Source organism: Oribacterium sp. FC2011, assembly GCF_000701645.1.
GTDB lineage: Bacteria > Bacillota > Clostridia > Lachnospirales > Lachnospiraceae > Oribacterium.
Genome location: NZ_JNJM01000008.1, coordinates 79,670 through 101,472 on the forward strand (window position 1 = coordinate 79,670; position 21,803 = coordinate 101,472).

Consider the following 21,803-nt stretch of genomic DNA (forward strand, 5'->3'; position numbering starts at 1 on the left):
GGTTATTTATCATTGGGCGCTGTTTGAAACGAATTCCGGCGCATCCAGCTGTTTTGCCAACTCCTTTGTAACGTTATTTATAACATCAAAATGTGATCCCTGAAGAGTGCATCCGGCTGCCATTTTATGACCGCCGCCGCCGAAATGAGAAGCCACTTTGGCAACATCCAGCATATTGTTGTTGCTTCTGAGACTTACCTTGTAATTCTGGTTAGTCATCTCGTAAATGAAGATGGCACAATCCACGCCACGAGTCTCACGCATGGTGCTTACTATACCGTCAATGTCTTTGGAGGTGACATTGTAAAATCTCATATCTTTGCAGGTCAGCCAGCCGGCTATGCATCGTTTATCCATGATCATCAGGCTTTCGGTGAGAACTCGTCCCAGTACCTGCTGCTGTGCATATGTTTTTGTGTAGTAAGTATCATCAATTATGGAACCGAAATCTATTCCCTTTGACATAAGACGACCGGCTATCTCCATGGTATGTCTGGAGGTGCAGTTATACTTAAAAACACCGGTATCATGCACTATTCCGAGATAGAGACAGGAAGCGGCATCTTTATTAACGTAGCTGTCATCCATAAGATCGTAAACTACCTCACAGGTACTTGATGCTTCAGGAATAATAGTACACTTTTCGAATTTCTGATTTCCCGGGATGTGGTGATCCACAACATAGAGATTTTCAGCATGTTCGGCAAGGATCTTGAAGTCGCCTACCCTGTCATAACCGTTGCAGTCACAGATGATACATAACTGGTATTTGCGGTCTGAGGGTACATGTATAATGTCATTGAAACCGGGCATAAACCTGAATTTTTCATTGGCGTTCTGGAGATAAACATTGACCTTCTTGTCAGGGTAACGCTCCTGTATATAAAGCTTTGTACCGAGTGTGGAACCAAGGCAGTCGCCATCGGGATTTGTGTGTCCAAGGATACAAATGCTTTCTGCTGCTTCTATCAACTTTTCAAATTCGTTCATGAAATACTCTCTCTCATAGTAGAAATTCAGGCAGATAATGCATGGCTGCACCTCTGCCTGTGAATGATCATACTTCTTCTGTTGTGTCAGGATCCTGAGCAGGATCTTCTTCCTGATCAACATGCTTTTCCGCATCTTCTCTGGCAACCTTGCTGATGAGCTCTTCCATGTGGGCACCATACTCTATGGAGTGATCCTCGATGAACTGAAGCTCCGGGGTGTGACGGAGATTTACGGTCTGCGCAAGTTCACGACGCAGGAAACCACTGGCGGCTTTTAAGCCTTCCATGGTCTTTTTAAGGGATTCCTCGCTGCCGAGTACCGAAATGTAAACTCTGCAATACTGAAGATCGGGAGTTACATCAGCACCGGTAACAGACACCATAGGTGAAATGCGGGGATCCTTGAGGTCACGGATCGCTACGGAAAGTTCTCTCATGACCTCGGCATTTATTCTTGTATTTTTAACGGAATTTTTTCTCAACGCTTAACCTCTTCCATTACATAGACTTCAACATAATCATCGATCTCGATCTCGTTAAAGGCTTCAAATACAAGACCACACTCGTAGCCTGCCTTTACTTCCTTTACATCGTCCTTGAAACGCTTTACGGAAGCAATCTCGCCCTCGAATACCAGATCCTGCTTTGGTCCGCGCATGATACGGGCCTTGGCGCCTCTCTGTACGAGACCGTCCTTAACCATACATCCTGCGATGTTACCAACGCCGGAAGCCTTGAAGATCTGACGGATCTCAGCATGACCGATAACCTTCTCCTCATAAACAGGAGCAAGCATACCCTTCATTGCATCCTCGATATCTTCGATAGCCTTATAGATAATGTTGTAAAGTCTTACATCAACATGCTCGCGTTCTGCAATTTCCTTTGCGGTTGCATCAGGCTTAACGTCAAAACCGATGACGATAGCATTGGAAGCACTTGCAAGAACCACATCGGATTCGTTGATGGCACCAACACCGGAATGGATAACCTTAACGGCAACCTCATCGTTCTTGATCTTCTCAAGGGAATCCTTAACGGCCTCAACTGAACCCTGAACGTCAGCCTTGACAACGATAGGAAGTTCCTTGATCTCGCCGGCCTTGATCTGATCAAAGAGTGCATCAAGAGATACCTTCTTCTTGGATTCCTCAACCATCTTCTGCTTGTTCTCTGTTACGAAGGCAGCAGCATAAGCCTTAGCTTCCTTCTCGCTGTCCTTAACCTGGAAAATCTCTCCGGCATTGGGAACAGTATTGAGACCAAGTATCTCACATGGCTGTGAAGGACCGGCTTTCTTGATACGTCTGCCCTTGTCGTCAGTCATGGCACGAACCTTACCGTAAGCGGAACCTACTGCAACTACATCACCCTGGTGAAGAGTTCCCTTCTGAACCAGAAGTCTTGCAACGGAACCACGTCCCTTATCAAGCTCTGCCTCGATAACAACACCGTAAGCTGAACGGTTCTGGTTAGCCTTAAGCTCCATAACGTCTGCCTCAAGAACTATGTTCTCAAGAAGATCTTCGATACCGATACCCTTCTTTGCAGAAACAGGTACACAGATGGTATCTCCGCCGTAATCCTCGGGAACAAGGTCATATTTCATAAGTTCCTGTTTAACACGGTCAGGATTTGCACCTTCCTTATCAATCTTGTTGATTGCTACGATGATAGGGGTGTTTGCAGCCTTTGCGTGGTTGATAGCTTCCACTGTCTGAGGCATTACACCGTCATCTGCTGCAACTACGAGTACAGCGATATCTGTTGACTGTGCACCACGCATACGCATGGCTGTGAATGCTTCGTGTCCCGGTGTATCAAGGAAGGTAATGAGACGGTCCTCGCCGTTAACATTAACGGATACCTGGTAAGCACCGATAGACTGTGTGATACCGCCGGCTTCCTTTGCTGTAACATTTGTATTACGGATAGCATCAAGGATAGATGTTTTACCGTGGTCAACGTGACCCATTACGCAGACTACAGGAGGTCTGGATACCATATCCTCTTCCTGATCTTCGATATCATCCTTAACAAGCTCGGCGATTACATCTACCTTCTCTTCCATCTCGCAAAGGATATCGTAATCAACTGCGATATTCTCGGCTTCTTCATAGGAAAGTTCGGTATTGAGAGTTACCATCTGGCCCTGCATGAAGAGCTTCTTTATAATGTCGGCAGGCTTCTGCTTCATCTTGTCCGCAAGATCCTTGATGGTGATAACCTCAGGAATGGTGATGGACTTGATCTCTTCCTCAACCGGCTTAACAACTTCAGGCTTAATAAATGCACCCTTTCCGGTCTTCTTCTTGCGTGCTGCCATCTCATCGTCTCTCTCGTAAGACTGCTCTGCAGTGTACTTGTTCTGCTTACGATTGGTACGGTTTCTCTTAGCTGCCTCAGCTCTCTCATTATCAAAATTCTTATTTCCGAAGTTCTTGTCTGAAGACTTGTGAGCATTTCTTCCTGCTGTAGGCTTTGAGGAAATATCTACGGCTGCTGCTGAGCTGTCTGTGCGTCTCTGACCGCCAAAGCCTGCACCTGCAGGTCTCTGTCCCGGTCTCTGCTGACCGCTGCGATCTGCGGGTCTTCCTGTACCGGAAGGTCTTGCGCCATCCTTATGGAAACCGCCCTGAGGTCTGTCGCCACGGTCGGTTCTCGGTGTGAAACCGGTTCTCGGCTGACGGTCGCCTGTTCTTCCTTCGCCGGAAGCTGCAGAACGTGTTTCAGCCTTCTTTCTTGCTTCTTCCTCTTGAGCTTTACGTGCTGCTTCAGCCTTTGCTTCTTCTTCAGCTCTTGCCTTGGCCTCGATTTCAGCCTTCTTTCTTGCTTCTTCCTCAGCTGCCTTACGTGCTGCTTCGGCCCTTGCTTCTTCTTCGGCCTGACGCTGCTGAATTTCATTCAGCTCGCGAAGAGGTGTAACTCTTGCTGTTCCGGGAGGAAGCGGTCTTCCGTTGGGACTTGTCTTCTTGGGTTGCTCCTTTTCCTTTGCCTCTGCAGCAGATCTGGTTTTGCGTGCACCCTGCTCCTTGGCTGAAGAAAGCTTTCCGCCAAGGGGATGGTTCTTATGATTAGCGGAGTTCTGGGAATGGAAAACCACAGCAAGCTTTTTCTTCTTTGGTGCCTCTTCCTTCTTAGCTTCCTTGCTGTTTAATCCATTTTCTTTCTGGTTCTCATCTGACATTCACATTACCTCCGTCAATATATTTGATCATCGCTTTTGCGAAACCTTCATCTTCTACGCTGAGAGATGACCGTTCGGATTTTCCGAGCTGCGCCCCCAGCCTGTCTTTAGTTCCCAATTCAAAATACGGCACATTTCTGTAGGTTGTCATATTTTTGAATTTTTTCTTTGTGTTATCTGACGCATCCTCGGGAACTATCACTAGCTGGGATTTACCGCCCTTAAGGGATTTTTCCACTGCGAACTCGCCACTTTTCAATTTGCCTGCTCTTTGGCATAGGCCCAGCAGACCGTATATTCTATCATCTATCAAGCTTTATCAGTTCCTCTCTGAGTGCCTGTGCTGTAGCTTCAGAAATACTTACCTTGAAAGCACGATCCAGTGCCTTGCGTTTTATTGCTTTTTCAAAGCATGCAAGGTCGTTGCAGATATATGCACCGCGGCCGTTTTTTCGGCCGGTCGGATCAATGCTGAAGGTATCGTCCTGTGAATGAACGATACGTATAAGGTCAGGTTTTTCTCTTTTCTGACCACAGCCTACACAGGTTCTTTCCGGCAGTTTCTTCATACCGGTCATACTTCTTCGCTTTCATCAGAAATCATTTCTGAATCTGACTCGTAATCATCTTCGGCTACACCATCATCTTCATAGTCTTCGCCCTGATAATCGATACCCATCTCATCAAAGATGCCCTGCTCCTGAGCCTGGGATTCTGATTTGATATCGATCTTGTAGTTTGTGAGCTTTGCAGCAAGGCGGGCATTCTGTCCTTCCTTACCGATGGCAAGACTGAGCATGGCGTCAGGTACGATAACCATGGCTTCTTTATTATCCTGATCAGCGATAACTGCGATAACCTTTGCAGGTGAAAGAGCATTTTCTATAAGGTATGCAGGGTTCTCGTCATAGTTAATGATATCGATCTTCTCTCCGCGAAGTTCTTCAACTACTGTATTAACTCTTGAACCGTTGAGACCTACACATGCTCCAACCGGATCAACATCGGGATCGTTTGATAAAACAGCCATCTTGGTTCTGGAACCGGCTTCGCGGGAGATAGCCTTGATCTCTACGATACCGTCTCTTACTTCGGAAACCTCTTCTTCGAAAAGGCGCTTAACGAGTTCAGGATGGGTTCTGGATACCATAACGCGCGGTCCGCGAGGAGAATCCTTGACTTCTACTACGTATACCTTGACTCTGTCATTGGTCTCAAGCTTTTCGCCCTTGATCTGCTCATTTTCTGAAAGATATCCGTCAACCTTTCCTAAATTGATGATAATGGATCTTCCGGTATCTCTGTCAACTGTTCCTGTAACAACTTCTTTCTCCATGGAGTAGTACTCGTTGTAAAGAACCTTGCGCTCTTCTTCGCGAATGCGCTGTACTATAACGCCCTTTGCATTCTGTGTCGCGATACGTCCGAAGGTCTTTGAATCAACTTTTACCGGAACGATGGAACCAAGTGTATAGCCGGGATCTATCATTCTTGCATCAGCAAGGGAGATCTCGGTATTTTTATCAAGTACTTCCTCTACTACAGTCTTGTCAGCTATAACTGAATAATCGCAAGTGTCAGGATCTACACTGACACGGATGTTGTCAGAAGAACCGAAGTGATTCTTACATGCTGTCTGAAGTGAAAGCTCGATTGCTTCTATAAGAGACTGCTTTGAAATACCTTTTTCCTTCTCAAGTAGATCGAGTGCTTCGCTAAGTTCTTTATTCATTAGTTTTTACCCCTCCCGGTAATATTGTCATTTGATCCATCATCTGAGGTTTCCTCTGCGTTATCATCAGCCGCAGTATCCGGTATGATATCGTCGTTTCCAGGCTGGTCTTTGAAACCGAGTGAACATACTTCCATCATATATTGCTCAGGAATGAAGTCCTCTTTGTCGAGCCACTTTGAAAGTTTTCTTGAAACTCTGGCACAATCATCTACAGTCATGTCGACTCCGTCTGTGCGGTAAATGAAAGATCTAAGGTACCATTCTCCGTTTTCAAGTGTAAAAGTAACGCTGTCCACCTGATAACCTTCTTTGGGGCACATCTCATCGAGATATTTTTTTACCCTTACTGTGTAATCACCGTTTGCCTGCATATAAAAATCCTCTAAACTTAAGTAAAAGGAGCGGGCTTAGCGCCTGCTCCTTTTAACTAGTCAATAAATACGGTACAAAGATAACACAAGAACATCGTAAAATCAACACTTTTTTAAAAATCTCCGGTATTAAACTCACAGAATTCCACAGGGGACGTTTCTCGCCGGTGAGAAACGTCCCCTGTGGATTAACGGCGAGAAACGGTCGCCGGTGGTTTTTCGTAAAAAATCTTTACATCAGTCCACGGATAAGGATAATAAGTATGAGTACCGGTAGAACGAACTGGAAGTAGCGTTTTACGCCCGGATGGATCTTCATACCCTCTCCCTTGTTGCATTCATTCATGTAATTATCAAAGCCCCAGCCCCACTTGCTCACGCAGAAAAGAAGATAAATAAGAGAGCCTGCCGGGAGAAGAATATTGGAAACAATAAAATCTTCTGAATCCAGGACGTCTCTTCCGCCAATCAGATGAACATCTGACCAGATATTGTAACCAAGTACACAAGGGATACTTGTGATAAGTATGAAAATGCAGTTTACAAGAACTGCTTTCTTTCTTGTCCATTTGAAATTATCAATGGAGGTGGAAAGGATGTTTTCAAATACAGTTATAACCGTACTAAAGCTTGCAAAGGACATGAACAGGAAGAAAAGAGAACCCCAGACCCTTCCCCCGGTCATGCTCATGAATACTTTAGGCAGCGTCATGAATATAAGACTCGGACCTGCATCGGGATCGACATTGAAACTGAAGCATGCAGGGAAAATGATGAGACCGGATGTTATTGCAACAAAAGTGTCCAGGGCGCAGATCCTTACGGATTCACCTACAAGTGTAAATCGGTCAGACATATAAGAACCGAAGATTTCCATACAAGCAACGCCAAGGCTCAGAGTGAAAAATGCCTGGTTCATGGCTGCCGAGATAACCGAACCAAGACCTTTCAGGATGCTTCCTTCTCCTGCTGCCGCAACCTTTTCAAGGCTGGGAACAAGGTAGAAATTAAGGCCCTTTGCTGCTCCCGGAAGAGAAATGCTGTGTATTGCAAGAATGATGATCAGGGCAAGCAGAACAGTCATCATGGCTGTTGTGACCTTTTCCAGGCCTTTCTGTATTCCGAATGAACATACAAGGAAACCTAAGAGAACTGTCAGCATCATACAGATCATCATTTCTTCCGGGTCTGAAAGAAGGTTAACAAAAACAGAATCCACTTCATCCATGGATATGTTATCGAATTTTCCGACGGCAAATTTCATAAAATATGAAACCATCCAGCCGGAAACGGTTGTGTAGTACATCATAAGGATGTAAGCTCCGGCAATGGCAAACCATCCGTGAATATGCCATTTGCTGCCGTAGGGTTCCAGATTTTTATATGCCAATACTGCACTCTTTCGTGAGGCACGTCCCACCGCAAGCTCCATTGTAAGGACGGGAACACCCATAATTACAAGGAAGATAAGATAGAATATTACAAATATTCCTCCTCCGTTCTGCCCTGCAAGGTATGGGAATTTCCATACGTTTCCTATTCCTATGGCACAACCGGCACTTACCAGAAGAAAGCCCAGTCTTGATTTAAAACTTTCACGATTATCGTTCATAAAATCTCCTCAAAAAAGGGCTTGCAGCAAACTGCAAGCCCTGAAATATTTATACAGAGCCGCCGGATAAAAAGGTGTCGGTCAAAATGACCGGCGGCTTACACGGTTAATGAATAAGAAGTTTATCCGTCATACCGGGACTTTCAGATAAGGTCAGTGTTCTTTGCGTTTTCCAAAACTGATGGAATCTCAGCAAGTGAAACAATGCGGTACTTGAGTTCGGCACGGGAACCGGCAAGTTCCTTAAGCTTCTTGGAAATTCTGTGATAGATTATGCCGCAATCTTCTTTTTTTGTACCTATAAGAAGAAGGAGGTACTGGCTTGAGCTGTATTTTGTATAGACATCACCCTGTCTGAGCTCTGCATAGAGAGCGTTTTTCAAGGCTTCGGCTCTTGCGGAAAGCTTCTCCTGATTCTGTATAGGTTTTCCTTCGTAGTCAACCAGAGTACAAAGCATCATAAAGATGGAGTTTCCTCTACGTACCAGGTTACGACGGAGAACATTGTAAACGTCGATAAAGCTTGAGAACGCACAGTAGTATGATCCGAGGCTGCGACTGTCGCCCTTACTGTTCTTAAGAGCTGCATCACGCTCAAGGATACCGGCCTGGATTTCCTCGATATCATCGGAAACAACCTTGATGTCATCATAGATGCGTTCGTAGCACTTGATAAGGTCGTCAGGAAGAGGAACTTCCAGATCATCAAGATAATAACGGGCTGTTTTATTGTAAAGCTCATAAGCTTCTTTGTATTCTTTGCGAAGAATCAATGCATCGATAACATTGATCTGCCATCCGCCGTCAGGATAAATCTGGCTGGCTTTGCTGTAAAGCTTGTAGAGGTTATTGTAATCTTCTTTTTTTCTGTAATAATCACCGAGGAACAGTACAAGCTCATCGAAGAGATGCTTCAGCTTGACAGATTCAACGATAACCCAGTTATCTGTGAAAAATTCGGGAAGAAGTTCGCCTTTATAGAGTTCGAAAGCTTGCTCATAAAGTTTTGCTTTTGTATCCTCATCTTCAGCTTCGGCAGCCTTGCGGCAATCGTCTGTGTAGGTCTTTACATCAAGAGTTACCTCGTAGCCTTCGGGCTTCTCAATGTAGTAAATGCCTTTCTTTCCTTCGATATACCGCTTTCCCGGAACACCGCTCTTTTTAAGCTGTGTTCTTGCCTGATGGAGCAGGTTGTTCAAGCTGTTGTTTTCGTCAAGAAGATCTTTGTAGCCGAAAACGCCGTCGATAAGTTCTCTCTTGGAGATGCCCTTCTTATAATTAAGAAGTATGATCTGTATCAGTTTTAAGAAATTTGCTTTATTATTCTGCCCGAGTCCCATGTACTGTCCGTTAACAGAAATGGAAAATCCACCGAGCATACGTATGTCTATTCTGTTTTCACTCATAATTTCCCCTTACTTTAAGACATTTTATAAGTTTTATATTAGTCTTATTCAAATGAAAAGTAAACAGAAAAATAAAAATTTTAAGCCTTTTTGTAATTATTTTTGTATAGCATGCCGCTTTTTTAATGAAGTTGGAAGAGCTTAAGCCCTGTTAAGCTCTTCTTCGGCCTTTATATAAGCCTCCTCCGGGATGCCTATATCTTCAACAAAGATCTTCCCGCTATACTCTTTTCCGGCCCCGTTCATAAGTCCGGTCTTATTTTTTCCGAAGGTGATGGTGACATCTGCTTTTATGCCGCATCCCAGAAGTTCGCCGGTGTCGGTATTGATACCTGAGGGAGAGTCAATGGCAAGGGTAAAGCCACGAGTGTGAGCATTGGCCTCCTCTATGAAGCTCCTGTAAACACCTTCTACTGGGCGGTGAAGACCTATACCGAAGATTCCGTCGATGCAAATGTCACAGTCCGGAAGCTCGTCACCGGCACGGAAAAGGTTTACTCTTCCGAGAAGTTTTTGAAAGTGGAACATCTGATAGAGAAATTCCCAACTTGCCTTTTCAAGCTTCCCCACAACCCATACCACCGGGTCATAGCCGGTCTCTTTAAGCATGCGGGCAGCAGCCACAGCGTCGGCGCCATTGTTGCCGACGCCTGCCAGCACCAGTATGCGGGCGTCTCTCTCATAGGTAAAATGTCTGTTTATATAGATGGCAATCTTTGAACTTGCGGTTTCCATTAGGGCAAGGGACTCAAACCCCATCTCTCCCATGGCTATCATGTCTGCCTTTTTAGCAACTGTTCCTGTTATCAGATCCTGCATATGAAGTCCTCCAAAAATATGATCCTCTCGGCATCAACAGCTTGTGACGGCTCAGGGAATTCCGTTCTTTTAATTATACAACAAAGCTAGTACAGGATGACGAATTTTCTAAACGTGCTCAAAATATCATAATGTTTACTTTTAAAACAAACAAAAAGCGCATAAGTCCGGATCCTGACTTATGCGCTATGAAAAATTTTAATCCGACCTCAGAGCGTCTATCGGGTTCAATGTTGCCGCGCTTCTTGCGGGCATGTAACCGAAAATGAGACCGATGGCAATGGAAATACTGAAGGATGCGATGACCCATCCGAAGGAGGGCTGCGCGTCAATGTTCATCACCTTACCGGCCAGAGTGGTACCGATGAAGCCGACTATAATGCCGATGATTCCGCCCATGGAACTGGTAACAGCCGCCTCAATGACAAACTGTGTAAGTATGGTGGAACGCTTGGCACCGAGAGCTTTTCTTATACCGATCTCTCTGGTTCTCTCCGTCACGGATACAAGCATAATGTTCATGACACCCACGCCGGCAACAAGAAGTGAGATTCCTGCGATACCGCCCAGCATCAGAGACATGGATGCGATCATTTCATTCATGGAATCCAGGAGCTCGCTCATGGCTGTGACCTTATACAGGTCATCATTTTTAAATATGGTGTAAAGGAAATCTTCGATGAGAGTGGTGACTGTTGAGGATTCCTCAACGTACTCATCATGAAGAGTGAAGGTGTAGCTGTTGATGGTTCCGTTTCGGGACAGCTTTACGGCTGCAGTGTAGGGGATGTAAACGAAATCATCACTTCCGCCCTCGCTCATCTCGTCGCTTTCGGAGGTCTGCCGTTCAACAACGCCCACTATCTCATACTTTGTTCCGTTAATGCTTATGCGTTGTCCGAGAGCCTTTTCGGCGCTCTCGTAATAGGTCTTCGCCACATAAAGTCCGATGACCGCAACCTTCTGTCTTGCGGCAATGTCTGCGTACTGGATGAAACGGCCTTTCTCAAGGTCATAAGCCATGATATCCAGATAGTCCTCAGAAACACCTGTAACAGAAGTGTTTGAGGAGTTTTCATTACCCACCTTTACAGTGGCACTGACATTAACCGTAGGTGAAAGATGTGAAAAATACTTTTCGTTATCCTGATAAAAGTCATACATCTCATCAACGCTTACCGAACGGGAGCTGAGATTTGTGACATTTACGTTGATACGGTTGGTTCCCATTGAGGCAAAGCTTGAGGTCATAAAGGACATCTCGCCGTTTACTATTCCTACCAGAATGATAACCGCCGCAACACCGATGATGATACCAAGCATCGTAAGGAACGAACGCATTTTATTTGCCCAGATGCTCTTAAGAGCAAGATTAAATGAGTTTAGCATAGTCCTCCGCTGTTCCGTCATAAACTACTTTGCCGTCAGAGATACGGATGATTCTTTTGGCTTCAAGTGCGATGGAATTGTCATGGGTTATCATGACTACCGTGTTTCCGTCTTCGTTGATTTCCTTAAGGAAGCCCAGCACCTGCTTTGAGGTTTTTGAATCAAGGGCACCCGTCGGCTCGTCTGCAAGTATAAGTTCGGGATCTCCCGCGAGAGCTCTCGCAATGGAAACTCTCTGCTGCTGACCACCGGAAAGCTGTGCCGGCTTCTGCATCCATTTGTCTGCAAGTCCGACGCGCTCCAGCTGCTTCATGGCTCTCTCCTTCTGCTCAGCCTTTGGAACTCCTGCATAAAGAAGGGGCAGGCAGACATTATCAAGAAGGTTATCCTTCGGAAGCAGGTTGTACTGCTGGAAGACAAAACCGATCTTCTTGTTTCTGATGGCTGCCAGTTCGTCATCCTTCATGGAAGAGGTATCCTGACCGCTGATGAGATATTTTCCGCTGGTGGGCACGTCCAGAGCTCCGATAATGTTCATAAGGGTAGATTTTCCCGAGCCGGATTTTCCGACTATGGCCACGAACTCTCCTTTGTAAATGTTTACGGAGATGCCGTCATTGGCATGAACCTCTTCGGAACCCATCTTGTAGATTTTGTAAATGTCGTGGAGCTCCAGCAGAGGAAGCTCTCCGATATGCTCCTTTGGGATGAAGACCACATTGGCATGTTCGGAGCTTGCCGAGGCTGCATCCCGGGCAGCCTTCAGCTTCGCGATTTCGTCGTGGTTTTCGGCATACTCGTCAGGTTCTTCTTCCTCAGCTTCGTTTTCTACGGAAGTGCTTTCTGTGTCAGCAGTACTGTCATTATTTAAATGATCAGCTTCATCCTTTGAGGAAACATCATCTGACGTAGTGTCAGAAATTGTCAAATCTTCTATTTTGAGAGATTCATTCTCCTGACTTTTTTCAGTTTTATTTTTATTGATAAAATCTTTTAATGACATAATTTCCTAAACACACACTAGGGTTATTTAAATCAGCAGTTTATTGCGGTTACAAGTATAACTATACCGGTATGGGATACGTATTTGTTCCCATGCCGGTATATTGATTTTTGTTCTGACTATTACATCGGACCGCCGCCCATGCCGCCACTTCTGCTTCCGCCAGAGCCGCCGCTTCTGCTTCCGCCTGAACCGCCTCCGAAGCCTCCGCCACTGGGCGGACCGCCGGAGCCGCTGAAACCTCCGCTCGGCTGGCCTCCGAAGCCTCCCATCATCATGCCGGCATCATCTGAGCCGACTGTGGATTGGGAAATGTAAACCTCGTCATCTTCGCTGAGGTCTCCCGAAAGGATCTCAACGTAGCTGTCTGAAGTAAGACCAGTTTCAACGGAAACCGAATGGAATCCTTCAGGTACATGGGAATTCTCATCTTCAGTGTAGGTCTCTCCTTCCTTATTCTTTACATAAACCTTGTTGCCTCTCTGAAGAGCATCGATAGGGATTGCAAGAGTGTTCTCAGCCTCATCAAGGATTATGACACCCTCAACGTTCATGCCCGGAAGGAGACTTCCGAATTCAGTCATGGTAACCGTTACAGGATAATAGGTAACACCGTTTGAAGAAGTACCTTCCATAGAAATCTTTGTTACCGTTCCCTTGAAGGTCTGGCCTTCAAAGGCATCTGCCGTAACATCCACAGACTGACCAACAGCAACATTGGAGATATCAAGCTCGTCAATGTTCATGTCAAAGGTCACTTCTGTCAGGTCATATATAACTGCAAGGGAAGTTGCCTGAGAACCGTTCTGGACATTCTCACCGGCATTAACTGTTTTTGTGACAACAGTTCCGGAAATAGGAGCAGTGATGGTGTAGTCTTCAAAGTTATCTGTAGTTGTATCAAGGCTTGACTGGGCGCTTTCCACTGAGGATTTTGCACTGTCGACTTTATCTTTATAGGAGTCAATGATGTCGTCTATATCATCTGCTTCTGCCAGGAAAAGTGCCTGCCCTGCTGTGACATAATCACCTTCATCAACCAAAATGTCTGCAACAGTTACAGTAGAAGTAAGATTCTTCGCCTTAATGGTAAAATCCCTTGCGGCTTCGAAGACTGCACTTCCTGAGGAATTCATGCCATTGATATTGGCAGTGGCATACATATCGGTGGTGAGTCCGCCGGGGTTTGCCACTTCGATGGTGATGTATCTTACAAGCTGTCCGCCGGTAAGTGTGGTTTCCATGGAATCCACAGAAGTAACAACACCGATGAGCTCTTCCAGAGTGTCATCAAGAATGACTGTGGCTGTATTTCCCACAGGGATCATTGCTGCTTCCACGGAAAGAAATGGAATGTCTATTTTCATGGTGGAGTCATCATAGATCTCGGCTATTGCGGTGTTGGAATTTACCTGATCACCTATAGAGATGTTGAGGGTCTTAATGTGACCGGAATAGGGAGACTTTACGGTATTTCCGCTGAAATCCGCCACTGCCGTGTCGTAATCCTTCACGGCATCACTGTACTTGTTTTCCGAACGCTCAAGGGAGTTGGTTGCGGAACTAAGCTTTGATGTAATGGAGGAAGAATCTATCTCGTAAAGAACCTGTCCCTTTTCTACCACATCTCCTTCCTGGAAATCTGCGGAAATGACTTTACCGTCCACCATGGAAGTGATATTGTAGCTGTTTTTTGGCGAGATGGTTCCGGAACTTGAAAGGGATGACTGGATGGTCTGTCTCGTTACGGTTCCGGTCTTTACTTTTTCTTCGGAAGCGGATTTTTGGCTTTTCTTTGAGTTAAAGAACTTTACTCCGCCTATCACCAGAGCCACTACTACAGCTCCGATGATGATCTTTTTAACTGGTAATCTTAATTTCATGAAATGCTCCAAAAAAGATTATTTTGAGTTTCCTGTATGTCCGGTCTGGTATAACCGGACCGGATATCAGGGATCTGAATGAGGGAAGATACATCCTTCTTTCAATATCATTTTGCAACTGCTGTGATCTCCTGCGTTCCGTCAGAGTCACGTCTCCATACAACGGTTACCTTGTCGCCCTTCTCACGGGTACTGTATACGGAGAATGCATAAGCCACATCGTCGCTGCCAACCTCGTATTCTGTTCCGTCGATCTCTACTGAGGTAGGAGTCATTAAGCTGCTTGAACTATAGTAAATATTGGTAATCTCGCCGGTGATGGTACCCATATCGTTTCCGTTTGAGGAATATGCGTATACCGACTTTGTTGAGGCATTATAGTAGATAACCACAGGATCACCGCTGGAAGCTTCATTTTCGATATCATCCGCAGAGGAAGACTCTCCGTTGAGAGTACAGCTTGCATCGCTTCTGCTGAAGGGGATGATGGAAGTGAGACTCTTGTCCACCTTAAGAAGGTAAGGACCTTTAAGATTGGACTCAAGGGTATCCAGAAGATTGATCTCATCGTTATCTGAAAGGGTGTAGCCAAATAATTTGCCGTAGATGGTGCTGTTGGATCTGGTGGCAGTTTCATTGGTAGAAGTATTGGTCTTCATAAGATTATAGAAAATGTTGACGCAATCCTCGTAGGTCAGGTATTCGTTCACACCCTTCGAAATGTTTTCCACGAGACCTATGGCTGTTGCTTTGGCATTTCTGTTTGACACCATGCTGCCGCTGAAATCCTCGTTGGTGTAACCAAGAAGAGTCAGGCAGGCTTTCTCTGCCTCCGCCATTTTTATGCCCTGATCAGGCTTGAAAAGACCGCCGAGATAGGCGCTGAGCCATCCCTGCTCTGCTGCTATTCTTATATAGGAAGCGTACTCTGAAGTTGAGAGTACGTCTGAAAATACTGAAACATTGGACTCCGCAGCAACTGTGGTATGGTAGGTTGATGCCATGACCAGCATTTTTGCGAAGAGTGCCCTGGAAACCGGCTGCTCATTTAAAGTCACATCGAAGTTCTCAATTATCTTTGCACTCACAAGCGCATTCTTTCTCTGGTTTAAGGTTGTTGATGCAAATGCTGTCATCGGTGTATATGAAACGACGCTCACAATGCCGGTTACTGCGGCGAGGGCGCCATACGTGAATCTGTTGTACATGTGATCTCCTTATCTGTGAATACTTTTTTGAGCCTCAATATCTGACACCTGGATGCAGATCTAATTGGCTCCCGAGCTCAATACGTTTTGCATTGTAAAGACGAAAACTGAAACGAAGCTGAAAAGTTTTTCAGAAATGGGCAAATTGCAGCATAGTTCACAAAAAAATCATAAATAGAAAAGCCGCAGGAATTCCACCGGGGCGGTTCCCGGCGGCGAGAACCGTCTCCGGTGGGATTTGGAAGTTCTCTTGCGGATTTTCAGTTTCTTTTAAGACTTAAAAGTTATGATTTTTCCCGTACTAAGATATAATAAAGAAGTGAGTGTTTTCAGGTGCTTAGCATTAGCATATTTAAAAATGTTGAAGGATAAAGGATAAGATAATGAAGATTTTGATTGTAGAAGACGAAAAACTACTGGCGGATTCCGTAAAGACTCTTCTGGAAGAAAAAGGTTACGATGCAGACGCTGTTTATGACGGTGAGTCCGGGGTTGATTACGCGGAAACCGGAGTTTACGACCTTATAATACTTGACGTAATGATGCCGAAGATGAATGGCTACCAGGTGGCAAAAAAGCTTCGCCAGATTCATTTAAGCACTCCTATCCTGATGCTGACTGCAAAGTCGGAGCTTTTGGACCGTGTGGAGGGGCTTAACTCCGGGGCTGACTACTATCTCACAAAGCCCTTTGACAGCAGGGAGCTCCTTGCCTGTGTCTCTGCTCTTCTTCGTCGTCAGGGGAATGAAGTAGACGAGCTTTGCTTCGGTAATACTTCCCTGGATCTTGAGACCGGTGCCCTCCTGTGTGAAGGCAATGAGCTTCGTCTCAGCGCCAAGGAATTTGACGTCATGAGAATGCTTATGCAGTCAAAGGAGAAGAATCTTTCAAAGGAAACCATTCTCAGCAAAGCCTGGGGCTACGACTCCGATGCGGTTGAAAACCATGTGGAGGTTTATGTAGGTTTTCTTCGTAAAAAACTTAAGTCCATAGGTTCCAATGTCAACATCGTTGCTGCAAGACGTCTCGGTTACCATCTCGAGCTCGAGGGGTAAATGATTATGGAAATGATAAAGAAACTGAGATTCCGTTTTGTAGCCATTACCATGACTATAGTAACCGTAATGCTCATAGTCATTTTTGGACTGGTGCTGAGTCTCACCCACAGACGTATATATTCAGACAGTGTGAAAATGCTCAGTCAATTGTCCGGAGTGCCTCTCGGTATGAACCAGAACCGTCGTCCGGAAAGACGGGAACGAAACAAGGAAACCAATGTACAGCTTCCTTTTTTCAGGGTTGAAGTGGACAGTAACGGAGAAATCATTGCCACAGACGGCGATTTTTATGATCTGACGGATGAAGACAGCCTCCAGACACTTGTAGATGATGTGCTGTCACGTTCAGACCGAATCGGAGACTTAAGCGACTATAATCTAAGATACTTCCGTTCAATGGCATCTGATATGAAAATGATGGATCCGGGAACCCAGCCGGCACCCGGCGAGAGTCCTGCAGTAGATAAAGATGGTAAAGCATTGGCAGAAGGGAGTTCAGAACCGATACCTTCGGAATTAAGTGGAAACAATAATATCATGCCTCAGGGAGATGATAACTCAAAGTCCATGAGTCAGCCTCAGGAGAATTCCGGCATGAAGGGTCCGGAGCAGCCACCCGAAAACTCCGGTCAGAATATTACAGGAAATGAAGCTCCAAATCCTGAAATAACCAATAAGGAAGATTTTGATCCGGGAGCGATAGGGAAGGAAAACTGGGACGGAAAGAGAAACCGTGTTATCGTTTTTGCCGACATTTCTTCCGAAGTTGCAACCATGCGAAACCTTATCAGAAACTGTATGCTTATTGCTATTCTCAGTTTCCTGGTATTCCTCGTTATAGCAATCTTCTTTGCTAGATGGGCAGTCAAGCCCGTGGAGGACGCCTGGGTTCAGCAGCGGCAGTTTGTGTCGGATGCTTCCCATGAGCTGAAGACTCCTCTCACAGTCATACTGACGGATGCGGAAATGCTTAAATCCCGGAAGCTGGATGATTCACAGAAAAAGCAGTTCGCTGAAAACATCTTCACCATGGCTCATCAGATGCGGGGCCTGGTGGACAGTCTTCTGCAGCTTGCCAGAGTCGATAACGGTGCCATCCAAAAGCAGCCCCAGGAGATAATCGATCTTTCAAAGATGATCTCCGACGAAATCCTTACCTTCGAAGTCCTCTTCTTTGAGAAGGGGCTGATGCTCACAGAAAATGTTCAGGAAGGAATCAGCATCAAAGGTTCAAGACAGCATATCAAGCAGGCTATAGAAATCCTTTTGGATAACGCCCAAAAGTACTCGGATCCAAAGGGTACGGTTACCGTCTCCCTTGAGAAGTCCGGATCACACAAGTGCCTCATAAGTGTTGCGGATCCCGGAGAACAGATATCCGAGGAAGATCTCAAAAACATCTTCAAACGTTTCTACCGCATCGACGAAGCCCGCGCCATGAACCATTCATACGGCCTCGGCCTCTCCATAGCCCAGAATATAGTGACAGAGCATAAAGGTAAGATCTGGGCGGAGTCGAAAGACGGCATCAACACATTTAAAATCGAACTTCCGATGGTATGAAATCATACTGTTATCAGTTTGGTTCCCGGTGGATAAATAAGCTAATAATCAGAGCCGGCTGGCATCCATTTTAAATGGATGCCAACCGGTTTTTTACAGAAACTTATGATTGAGCCACTTGTTACCCATGAATCGATGCAGGTAGAAAAGTCCTCTTACAAGCCAGTCCAGGCTCATGCCGTACCAGACAGCAATGGGACCGAAGCCGAAAAAGCGGATAAGGATGGTTGACAGAGCGACTCTTGAAAGCCACATGGAAAGGGAGGAGACTATCATCGAATACTTTACATCTCCCGCAGCTCTAAGGCCATAAGGGGTTATGAAGCTTGGTACCCAGATAAGACACTTTACTATGGTGATAAAGATCATCATGTCAAAACAGATTCGGGCACTCTCCGGCTCCATACCGGCCAAAGACATAACCGGCTTACAAAACAGAAAGGTCAGGAGGCAGGAAAGGATAATGATGTAATCTCCTATCCTCATATGCTTTACAATGTAGTATTTGGCTTCTTCTCTTCTGCCGGCTCCCAGTGTCTGACCGACGACAGTCATGAGTCCCATGCCGACAGCAATGGCGGCAATTCCATTGATGCTCTCAAAGATAATGGTCATGGCCTGGGCTGCTATGGCTGTGGTTCCCAGGGTTGAAACCGAGGACTGGATAGCCAGCTTTCCAAACTGAAACATACCGTTTTCTATGCCGGAAGGGATTCCGATGTAAAGGATCCGCTTTATCATCCCGGGATCCGGCTTTACGAGATAATGCCGTATCACGATGGGTTGTCTCGGAAATCTAAGGGAAACAGTCAGCACTACGGCGGAAAAGATTCTCGATAAAAGTGTTGATAATGCTGCCCCCATTACGCCCCATTTAAAGATGAATATAAACGTGAAATTTCCTATTATGTTAAGGATATTGGAAAGTACGGATATATTCATGGGATACTTGCTGTTTCCGCCGGCTCTGTAAAATGCTGCACAGACCTGATAAAGGCCGATGAAGGGGAAGGATGCAGCAGTAAACCGGAAGTAAATTTTTGAAGCTTCCATGACTGAATCATCTACCGAGCCGAAGATGAGTTTCAGGATTTCGGCATTGAAAATCTCTGCAATAAGCATTACCAGAAAAGCGATGACCATGACGGAAAGGACAATCTGCCGGGCAGCTTGATTGGCTTTTTTTGTATCCTTTGCCCCGATATACTGGGAACAAATGATGGTTCCGCCGGTGGCTATGGCCGAGAACATCTGAAGCACCAGGGTGTTGATGGCGTCGGTAAGGGATACTGCGGAGATGGCAGCGCTGCCGATACGTGTCACCATCATGGAATCTGCCATACCCATAAAGGAGGTCAGCAGATTCTCTATCATAAGGGGAATGAGAAGTTTACGTAGATCAAGGTCGGTAAACTCAAGATCATCCCAGGCGATTTTGCTTTTGTCATAAAGACGGTCTAAACGAAAAAGATAGTGGTACAAGTAGAGCTCCTTTATAAATGTATATGTATGCGTGGCAATTCAGAGAAGTATAAAGCTGAGGGTATCCATTTAAGTATGGAGCGCTTAGTCGAAATAACCTAAAATTGGATTCCCAGGTGTCTTCAGGACGATTAATCGTTTTCGTTCAAATACTTTTTTATCCTCTGATAAACTTCTGCAACCGGGAGGCCCACTACATTGTTGTAGTCTCCATCTATGCCTATAATGTACCTGGCGAAAGCACCTTGAATGCCGTAAGCCCCTGCTTTGTCCATGGGTTCAGCGGACTCGGCATAAGTTTTGATCTCTGATTCGGTCATGGGGTAGACATTAACATCCGTTTTAACTGCAAAAGAATCAATGGTAGCCTGACCTGCACTGTCTCTTGCTATGATGGTGACACCGGTGTAGACCTGATGGGTGCGGCCCTGTATGGACCGAATCATCTCCTTTGCTTCTTCGTGTGAATGAGGCTTTCCGAGGATATGGCCATCCACGGAGACCACTGTGTCAGCGCCGAGAATAAGGGTCATTTTATTTTGAAGAGATGATCCATGGGAAATGTTTCCGGAATTCAACGGTTGATGATCAGCTGCAGCGGAAATCTCATAATCACTCTCCGATTCCTGCAGCTTTGAAGCGATATCCATGGCCTTGCTTTTTGAGAGGCTGATCACAAGCTCACCGGGAACAGAGGTGGTGACCTTTTCATCTATATCACTTGGAATGATCTCCGGATTTATACCTATCTGCCCCAACAGCTCCTTTCGACGGGGGGAACCGGAGGCTAAAATAAAACGATCGATACTCATATTTTTATCCTTTCACAAAAAATGTAAGCCTTTACATTTTTGAAATGACTTCATTATACATTAATCCTTTCGGTAATGCCATATCAAAAAAACACATGGTAATAAGGATTATTCTTTTATGGAATTCTGTCATGTTGACAATAATTGTCCGGATAATTAGAATAAAAATATCAAGTAAATTCAATGAGTTTACCGGTTTTATGCCAGATCGGAGTAATGGAATGGGACGAGATGGAAAGATAACCATAAAAGATATAGCGTTAATGGCCGGAGTATCCAAGACTACGGTTTCTTTTTTTCTGAACGGAAAAACAGATAAGATGTCACCGGAAACTGAGGCCAGGATCCGTGAGATGATCGAAAAGACAAATTATCGTCCGAATATCGCTGCCCGAACTCTGAATCAGAAAAAGACAAAGCTGATAGGAGTGATCATCGGAGACATTACAAATTCTTTTTCAAGCAAGATTGTCAAGGGAATCGAGGATACCGCAAGAAAGCATGGTTTTCAGACTCTGATCGGAAATTCTTCTTATGATGCTGAGATGGAAGCAAGTTATGTGAACAGAATGCTGACTCTTGGGGCAGATGGATTTATCATTCAGCCTACACCGGGATTTTATGAGACCTCAAAGATACTAAAGAGGGAAGGAAAGCCCTTCGTATATTTTGACAGTAAGGTTTATGAGGACGATGCCTACTGGGTTAAGACGGACAATTATACTGCTACGTACCGAACCATGGAAAATCTTATGGAAAAGGGCTATAAAACTTTTCTTATGATTGGGGCGGATCCTTCCAGATTAAGTACCCGTATAGAGAGATCCTCCGGATTTACAGACTGTATACTTGAGAATGGGTACAGTTACGAGAGCCTTGAGATTAAGGATGGGGAAATAGATGGTGAAAAGGTTTTGGATTTTGTGAAATCCCATATGAAAGCAAATCATCCTACCCTTGTGTATGTACCTAACTGCTGGGCACTTCCTGAGGTCTATCATGCATTGCAGCCATTAAAAGAAAAGATCCCAAAGGAGCTAGGAATCATAGGCTTTGACAATGTTGAATGGGCCATATATTCTGACCCTAAGCTTACAACCATAGTACAACCGGCTTATGAAGAAGGTCAGAAAGCCGCCGAAATTCTCATAGATCAGATTGAAGAAAAGAACTCCGAAAAGCCTCATCAGACCTTGAAGTGCTCTGTGAACTGGCTGGAATCCACCATGTAAATCAAAAAATCCCGACGGTTTGGTCCGTCGGGATTTTCTTTATAATGTTGG

Annotated in this window: 19 protein-coding genes; 3 read left to right on the forward strand and 16 right to left on the reverse strand. The window is 45.2% G+C overall.

The window, feature by feature from the left end; translation table 11 throughout:
- Nucleotides 1-9 precede the first annotated feature (9 nt).
- The 14 genes from T357_RS0108045 to T357_RS0108115 form a co-directional block, all read right to left on the reverse strand.
- Nucleotides 10-1,113 carry a DHH family phosphoesterase gene (locus tag T357_RS0108045; protein WP_242840080.1) on the reverse strand — a complete coding sequence of 368 codons (1,104 nt, stop codon included), beginning with the start codon at nt 1,111-1,113 and terminating at the stop codon, nt 10-12.
- Entirely contained in the window at nt 1,058-1,474 is a 417-nt protein-coding gene (rbfA, locus tag T357_RS0108050) for a 30S ribosome-binding factor RbfA (protein ID WP_031550728.1), read from the reverse strand. The genes T357_RS0108045 and rbfA overlap by 56 nt, the downstream gene beginning before the upstream one ends.
- The gene (infB, locus tag T357_RS0108055; protein ID WP_031550732.1) at nt 1,471-4,179 is read right to left on the reverse strand and encodes a translation initiation factor IF-2; all 2,709 of its coding nucleotides are present in this window, start codon (nt 4,177-4,179) and stop codon (nt 1,471-1,473) included. The genes rbfA and infB overlap by 4 nt, the downstream gene beginning before the upstream one ends.
- Nucleotides 4,169-4,489 (reverse strand): L7Ae/L30e/S12e/Gadd45 family ribosomal protein, encoded by a 321-nt coding sequence (locus tag T357_RS0108060; RefSeq protein ID WP_442852565.1) that lies wholly within the window; start codon nt 4,487-4,489, stop codon nt 4,169-4,171. The genes infB and T357_RS0108060 overlap by 11 nt, the downstream gene beginning before the upstream one ends.
- The gene (rnpM, locus tag T357_RS0108065) at nt 4,482-4,748 is read right to left on the reverse strand and encodes an RNase P modulator RnpM (RefSeq protein WP_197027319.1); all 267 of its coding nucleotides are present in this window, start codon (nt 4,746-4,748) and stop codon (nt 4,482-4,484) included. The genes T357_RS0108060 and rnpM overlap by 8 nt, the downstream gene beginning before the upstream one ends.
- Before the next feature lie 5 nt (nt 4,749-4,753).
- Nucleotides 4,754-5,911, reverse strand: coding sequence for a transcription termination factor NusA (nusA, locus tag T357_RS0108070; protein ID WP_031550738.1), 1,158 nt, complete (start codon nt 5,909-5,911; stop codon nt 4,754-4,756).
- Nucleotides 5,911-6,285 (reverse strand): ribosome maturation factor RimP, encoded by a 375-nt coding sequence (rimP, locus tag T357_RS0108075; RefSeq protein ID WP_044916483.1) that lies wholly within the window; start codon nt 6,283-6,285, stop codon nt 5,911-5,913. Before rimP ends, nusA begins: the two co-directional genes overlap by 1 nt.
- A 232-nt stretch (nt 6,286-6,517) precedes the next feature.
- Complete coding sequence (locus T357_RS0108080) at nt 6,518-7,897, reverse strand: sodium-dependent transporter (protein WP_031550744.1); 1,380 nt, start codon at nt 7,895-7,897, stop codon at nt 6,518-6,520.
- 143 nt (nt 7,898-8,040) lie between these two features.
- Nucleotides 8,041-9,303: a bacterial transcriptional activator domain-containing protein gene (locus tag T357_RS0108085; protein WP_031550747.1), complete on the reverse strand. Its 1,263-nt coding sequence runs from the start codon at nt 9,301-9,303 to the stop codon at nt 8,041-8,043.
- A 141-nt stretch (nt 9,304-9,444) separates the two neighbouring features.
- Nucleotides 9,445-10,122, reverse strand: a complete 678-nt coding sequence (locus T357_RS0108090; RefSeq protein ID WP_044916485.1) for an NAD(P)H-hydrate epimerase — start codon at nt 10,120-10,122, stop codon at nt 9,445-9,447.
- 198 nt (nt 10,123-10,320) lie between these two features.
- Entirely contained in the window at nt 10,321-11,511 is a 1,191-nt protein-coding gene (locus T357_RS0108095) for an ABC transporter permease (RefSeq protein WP_031550752.1), read from the reverse strand.
- Nucleotides 11,495-12,154, reverse strand: coding sequence for an ABC transporter ATP-binding protein (locus tag T357_RS22165; RefSeq protein WP_081828102.1), 660 nt, complete (start codon nt 12,152-12,154; stop codon nt 11,495-11,497). The genes T357_RS0108095 and T357_RS22165 overlap by 17 nt, the downstream gene beginning before the upstream one ends.
- A gap of 482 nt (nt 12,155-12,636) precedes the next feature.
- Complete coding sequence (locus T357_RS0108105; protein ID WP_044916487.1) at nt 12,637-14,397, reverse strand: RND family efflux transporter; 1,761 nt, start codon at nt 14,395-14,397, stop codon at nt 12,637-12,639.
- A gap of 107 nt (nt 14,398-14,504) precedes the next feature.
- Nucleotides 14,505-15,605, reverse strand: a complete 1,101-nt coding sequence (locus T357_RS0108115; RefSeq protein ID WP_044916489.1) for an S-layer homology domain-containing protein — start codon at nt 15,603-15,605, stop codon at nt 14,505-14,507.
- Nucleotides 15,606-15,988: 383 nt separating this feature from the next.
- Here T357_RS0108115 and T357_RS0108120 point away from each other — a divergent pair, with 383 nt between their 5' ends.
- The gene (locus tag T357_RS0108120) at nt 15,989-16,660 is read left to right on the forward strand and encodes a response regulator transcription factor (RefSeq protein WP_031550764.1); all 672 of its coding nucleotides are present in this window, start codon (nt 15,989-15,991) and stop codon (nt 16,658-16,660) included.
- 6 nt (nt 16,661-16,666) lie between these two features.
- Nucleotides 16,667-18,226, forward strand: coding sequence for a sensor histidine kinase (locus tag T357_RS20190; protein ID WP_197027320.1), 1,560 nt, complete (start codon nt 16,667-16,669; stop codon nt 18,224-18,226).
- Nucleotides 18,227-18,319: 93 nt separating this feature from the next.
- Here the strand turns inward: T357_RS20190 and T357_RS0108130 are convergent, their stop codons facing one another.
- Both T357_RS0108130 and T357_RS0108135 read right to left on the reverse strand, forming a co-directional pair.
- The gene (locus T357_RS0108130; protein WP_242840081.1) at nt 18,320-19,708 is read right to left on the reverse strand and encodes an MATE family efflux transporter; all 1,389 of its coding nucleotides are present in this window, start codon (nt 19,706-19,708) and stop codon (nt 18,320-18,322) included.
- Nucleotides 19,709-19,839: 131 nt separating this feature from the next.
- A complete protein-coding gene (locus T357_RS0108135) occupies nt 19,840-20,520 on the reverse strand; it encodes a Maf family protein (RefSeq protein WP_031550773.1) in 681 nt (226 codons plus the stop codon).
- Between the two features lie 221 nt (nt 20,521-20,741).
- On the opposite strand from T357_RS0108135, the gene T357_RS0108140 reads away from it, so the two are divergent.
- The gene (locus T357_RS0108140) at nt 20,742-21,752 is read left to right on the forward strand and encodes a LacI family DNA-binding transcriptional regulator (RefSeq protein ID WP_031550775.1); all 1,011 of its coding nucleotides are present in this window, start codon (nt 20,742-20,744) and stop codon (nt 21,750-21,752) included.
- Nucleotides 21,753-21,803 lie beyond the last annotated feature (51 nt).

What these genes read in the sequence shown, in the direction of transcription:
- T357_RS0108135 (WP_031550773.1), bottom strand. Translation starts at nt 20,520, where the DNA reads ATGAGTATCGATCGTTTTATTTTAGCCTCCGGTTCCCCCCGTCGAAAG.
- nusA (WP_031550738.1), bottom strand. Translation starts at nt 5,911, where the DNA reads ATGAATAAAGAACTTAGCGAAGCACTCGATCTACTTGAGAAGGAAAAA.
- T357_RS0108115 (WP_044916489.1), bottom strand. Translation starts at nt 15,605, where the DNA reads ATGTACAACAGATTCACGTATGGCGCCCTCGCCGCAGTAACCGGCATT.
- T357_RS0108120 (WP_031550764.1), top strand. Translation starts at nt 15,989, where the DNA reads ATGAAGATTTTGATTGTAGAAGACGAAAAACTACTGGCGGATTCCGTA.
- T357_RS0108085 (WP_031550747.1), bottom strand. Translation starts at nt 9,303, where the DNA reads ATGAGTGAAAACAGAATAGACATACGTATGCTCGGTGGATTTTCCATT.
- rnpM (WP_197027319.1), bottom strand. Translation starts at nt 4,748, where the DNA reads ATGAAGAAACTGCCGGAAAGAACCTGTGTAGGCTGTGGTCAGAAAAGA.
- T357_RS0108045 (WP_242840080.1), bottom strand. Translation starts at nt 1,113, where the DNA reads ATGTTGATCAGGAAGAAGATCCTGCTCAGGATCCTGACACAACAGAAG.
- infB (WP_031550732.1), bottom strand. Translation starts at nt 4,179, where the DNA reads ATGTCAGATGAGAACCAGAAAGAAAATGGATTAAACAGCAAGGAAGCT.
- T357_RS20190 (WP_197027320.1), top strand. Translation starts at nt 16,667, where the DNA reads ATGGAAATGATAAAGAAACTGAGATTCCGTTTTGTAGCCATTACCATG.
- T357_RS22165 (WP_081828102.1), bottom strand. Translation starts at nt 12,154, where the DNA reads ATGGGTTCCGAAGAGGTTCATGCCAATGACGGCATCTCCGTAAACATT.
- T357_RS0108090 (WP_044916485.1), bottom strand. Translation starts at nt 10,122, where the DNA reads ATGCAGGATCTGATAACAGGAACAGTTGCTAAAAAGGCAGACATGATA.
- T357_RS0108095 (WP_031550752.1), bottom strand. Translation starts at nt 11,511, where the DNA reads ATGCTAAACTCATTTAATCTTGCTCTTAAGAGCATCTGGGCAAATAAA.
- T357_RS0108105 (WP_044916487.1), bottom strand. Translation starts at nt 14,397, where the DNA reads ATGAAATTAAGATTACCAGTTAAAAAGATCATCATCGGAGCTGTAGTA.
- T357_RS0108080 (WP_031550744.1), bottom strand. Translation starts at nt 7,897, where the DNA reads ATGAACGATAATCGTGAAAGTTTTAAATCAAGACTGGGCTTTCTTCTG.
- rimP (WP_044916483.1), bottom strand. Translation starts at nt 6,285, where the DNA reads ATGCAGGCAAACGGTGATTACACAGTAAGGGTAAAAAAATATCTCGAT.
- T357_RS0108140 (WP_031550775.1), top strand. Translation starts at nt 20,742, where the DNA reads ATGGGACGAGATGGAAAGATAACCATAAAAGATATAGCGTTAATGGCC.